1 protein-coding gene is annotated in these 467 nt (G+C 50.7%); it reads left to right on the top strand.

The window, feature by feature from the left end:
• The coding region (locus J4050_RS15215; protein WP_208155468.1) for a hypothetical protein at nt 1-467 on the top strand (467 nt) is incomplete at both ends.

Below are 467 nucleotides of genomic sequence, written 5' to 3'. Positions count from 1 at the left end.
AATTACAAACAGCTATTGGTAACGTATCCAAAAGTTTTAGAAGATGGCGATTATGTCTATGACATAGACCAGGCCACGGCATCTGTTATCAATGATGAGAGCCTGCTCTTTAGGAGCCAGTGCAGCGACCCGAGTGCCGAGATATGGGAGTGGGAACAAACCTGTACGCCAGTAGTATGTCAAGCTGGTGGTAACCACATGCCTGGACAACATTGCAATGGTGAGCCATGGGAACAGCCAACCACAATATGCACGGGCGCTTGGGTGGTTACGGGCTGCGACACCTACATTGACGGAACCCCTGATGGTGCAGGCACTACAACAGGAGGAACAAACGGTGGTGGTGCAGACCCTGACAATGACAACCCACCTGCGGAGCCAGATCTCCCAGACCCTATACCTGCAGTACCCTTTAACACCCACCAAGAACAGATTATTAACTGCCTTGGCCATGCAGATGTTAACAG

It is taken from the genome of Winogradskyella pelagia, from assembly GCF_017581965.1.
Classification (GTDB): Bacteria; Bacteroidota; Bacteroidia; order Flavobacteriales; family Flavobacteriaceae; genus Winogradskyella; species Winogradskyella pelagia.
The sequence above is the reverse complement of the archived record's forward strand: the minus strand, read 5'-3'. Positions and strand labels throughout refer to the sequence as shown.